This window comes from Staphylococcus sp. EG-SA-15 (assembly GCF_017151895.1).
In the GTDB taxonomy this organism is placed as follows: domain Bacteria; phylum Bacillota; class Bacilli; order Staphylococcales; family Staphylococcaceae; genus Staphylococcus; species Staphylococcus aureus.
Map to the genome: position 1 here is coordinate 1 of NZ_JACVZN010000175.1, position 237 is coordinate 237.

The window sequence follows — 237 nt, forward strand, 5'->3', positions numbered from 1 at the left end:
CCGAGTCCGAATCGCTATCTGAGTCTGAATCACTGTCTGAGTCTGAGTCGCTATCTGAGTCTGAATCGCTATCTGAATCTGAATCACTGTCTGAGTCTGAGTCGCTGTCTGAGTCTGAATCGCTGTCTGAGTCTGAATCGCTATCTGAGTCTGAGTCGCTATCTGAGTCTGAGTCGCTGTCTGAATCGCTATCTGAATCTGAATCACTGTCTGAGTCTGAGTCGCTGTCTGAATCTG

The 237-nt window shown here is 48.1% G+C and carries 1 protein-coding gene; it reads right to left on the minus strand.

The window, feature by feature from the left end:
- Window positions 1-237, minus strand: a 237-nt coding sequence (locus IDG64_RS15700; RefSeq protein WP_049133575.1) for a hypothetical protein, incomplete at both ends; no start/stop codon positions are given.